The organism is Yoonia sp., assembly GCF_036007805.1.
Lineage (GTDB): Bacteria > Pseudomonadota > Alphaproteobacteria > Rhodobacterales > Rhodobacteraceae > Yoonia.
Genome location: NZ_DASYOK010000305.1, coordinates 1 through 2,473, shown reverse-complemented (window position 1 = coordinate 2,473; position 2,473 = coordinate 1). Strand labels below are relative to the sequence as shown.

At 57.9% G+C, this 2,473-nt stretch carries 3 protein-coding genes; 1 reads left to right on the top strand and 2 read right to left on the bottom strand.

What is annotated here, in order from left to right; translation table 11 throughout:
- Both VGP75_RS16010 and VGP75_RS16005 read right to left on the bottom strand, forming a co-directional pair.
- Positions 1-856, bottom strand: an 856-nt coding sequence (locus VGP75_RS16010) for an FAD-dependent monooxygenase (RefSeq protein ID WP_327544614.1), incomplete at its 3' end; no start/stop codon positions are given.
- 38 nt (positions 857-894) lie between these two features.
- Complete coding sequence (locus VGP75_RS16005) at positions 895-1,542, bottom strand: pyrimidine 5'-nucleotidase (protein ID WP_327544613.1); 648 nt, start codon at positions 1,540-1,542, stop codon at positions 895-897.
- Positions 1,543-1,643: 101 nt separating this feature from the next.
- Here VGP75_RS16005 and VGP75_RS16000 point away from each other — a divergent pair, with 101 nt between their 5' ends.
- Positions 1,644-2,297 carry a GntR family transcriptional regulator gene (locus VGP75_RS16000; protein ID WP_327544612.1) on the top strand — a complete coding sequence of 218 codons (654 nt, stop codon included), beginning with the start codon at positions 1,644-1,646 and terminating at the stop codon, positions 2,295-2,297.
- The last annotated feature ends 176 nt before the right edge of the window (positions 2,298-2,473 follow it).

Sequence of the window (2,473 nt, the reverse complement as noted above, 5' to 3'; positions counted from 1 at the left end):
TCAGGTGATCCGCGATCTGGCTTATGATGGGCCAAAGTGTCCGCTTGCTGGCAAGCGTGAGTGGCCCGTAAAGATAAGCGGAGCGGTCGTTCGCGGCAGCCTCGAAAGCCGTTTCCGGCAGGGCATGCAAACGGTTGGCTTCAGCGCCGCCTTCCATCCAGACGACGGCCGAGCAGGGCTTGCCATCATGATCCGGCAAAGGCACCAGCGTGAATGGCCCGCCAGAGCGGTGGATTTCGGTTGAGACATTGTCGTGCGGCGCATCATGGGTGACGGCAAATGTCAGGGCCTTTTGCCCGTATCGCATTGTTTTCACGCCAATTCCGGCGCTTTCGCGTACGGCTGATCCGCGCCCGTCCGCCCCGATGACAAGTTTCGCGGAAAGCTGGCTGTTATCCGAGAGCGTCACCAGTGCTTCATGACTGCGTGCTACCATGCGGGCAAAGGCGACACCTGCGCGGAAATCGACATTAGGCAGCTCAGTCAGCCGCGCAACCATTTCGCGCCGCAAAAGCCAGTTAGGCAGGTTCCAGCCAAAGGGCTGGTCGGAAATATCGGCTGCGTTGAAATCGCGGGTGACATGTTTGTCGGTCCCGATATCGACGATCCGCATGATCTGAAGCGGCGCAGCAAAAGGGGCCAGCCGCGTCCATAGTCCTGCGGCCTCGAGAAACTGCTGGGCGGGTTGCAAAAATGCGGTGGTCCGCAGATCGGACCCTTCCGCATCGCTGGTGGTCACGGGGGGCGTGGGGTCAACGATCGTAACGTCAAAGCCCGCCGTGCCAAAGGCGGCTGCTGCGGTCAGGCCTGCAACTCCGCCACCACTGATCACGATATCTGTTGTTTTGCGTTCCATGTGACAGACATAGGCCGCTTGGCCGCGCCCTGAAAGGGTTAGCGCGTAAGCTGCGACAAGAAATCCGTCAGATGATCGGTGTGATGGTGGATATGGGGGGCAGGAAGGGGCGTTTCATGAACATGCACCGTCCGCATGCCCAAGGCATGGGGCACCGCCAGATTGCGGGCTTCGTCCTCGAACATGGCGGCTTTGGCCGGGGTCAGTCCGTCAGTCGTGAAGACACGCGAAAAGGCGTCTTGCCCCGGTTTCGCTTTGAAATCGGCGTGCTCAACGCCGTAGACCGCATCAAACTGACGTGTCAGGCCACGGGCGGACAGAACACGCTTTGCGTGGTTTTCCGAGCCGTTGGTAAAGACAATTTTCCGCCCCGGCAGTGCGGCAATCGCAGACGCGAGCAGCCCGTCTTCTTCCAGATGCGAAATGTCGATGTTATGCACATCCGCCAGAAAATGATGCGGATCAATATCGTGATTGTCGATCAGCCCAAGCAAGGTTGAGCCGTAGTCGTTCCAGTATTGCTTGCACAGGTCCAGCGCACGCTCCTGATCGTGGCCTGTCAATCGCGCGACATATGCCGCAAAACGCGCGTCCATTTGACCAAAAAGATCAGCAGATGGCGGATAGAGTGTATTGTCGAGATCAAAGACCCATGTGTCTACATGGGAAAAATGCTGGGCTACCATGTGTACACAATATGATGGGCTGTGGCGCGTTTCAATCGCTTTGGCTTGATTGCGGGGCGGGCAGGGGCATATGATCAGAGAGTTACGAAAGGTTCTACCAGATGCAAGATACCCGCGTGTCCCAGAAAGACGCCTACGCCCTGATCCTTGAAGCGATCGACAGCCATATCTACAAGCCGGGCGACCGTCTGGTCGAAAGCGAATTGGCCGAGCGGTTTGGAGTATCACGCACTCCGATCCGCGAAGCGTTGCAACGGCTTGAGACGCAATCGCTGCTGACGCGGGATGGGCGGTCCTTGATTGTGGCGTCGCTGGATCATTCGCAACTCTCCGAGCTTTATGTTGTGCGCGGTGAACTGGAGGGGCTAGCCGCCCGTCTTGCTGCCCGCCACGCGGCCCCCGAAGAAGTGAAGGTGCTGCGCGATATGCTCGAGGCCGATCAGAAACTGGTCGATGATCCAAAGGCCATGAGCCGTGCAAACCGCCGCTTTCACAAGCAAATCCACCTCGCCTCGCACAACCGTTTTCTGGTGCAGCAACTTGACCTGGTGCATCGGTCCATGGCACTTTTGGCGACGACGTCAATTGCGGCCGAGGGGCGCGGGGCGGAGACGCTGCGTGAACATGCGGCCATTGTCAAAGCGATTGAGAATGGCGATGGCGATGCGGCCTATCAGGCGCTGCGTGACCATATATCACAGGCCTTTGTGACGCGCCTGAAACTGGATGCTGAGGCGGTGGAAGCTGCAGAATAACCCCAAACTGCAGCCCACACCGGAAAAGTGTACGAAGCAAACTTAACACCGTCTACTCACATGACGGCTTCGTCCGAGCAATTTGAACGAAACAAGTTAACAGGAAGTTAAGCGCTCATCGCCTCGGCAAATCTTTCGAAGAGATAATAGCTGTCCTGCGGACCGGGGCTGGCCTC

Bases quoted from the DNA above. Each gene is read 5' to 3' on its own strand.
- VGP75_RS16005 (WP_327544613.1), bottom strand. From the start codon at position 1,542: ATGGTAGCCCAGCATTTTTCCCATGTAGACACATGGGTCTTTGATCTC.
- VGP75_RS16000 (WP_327544612.1), top strand. From the start codon at position 1,644: ATGCAAGATACCCGCGTGTCCCAGAAAGACGCCTACGCCCTGATCCTT.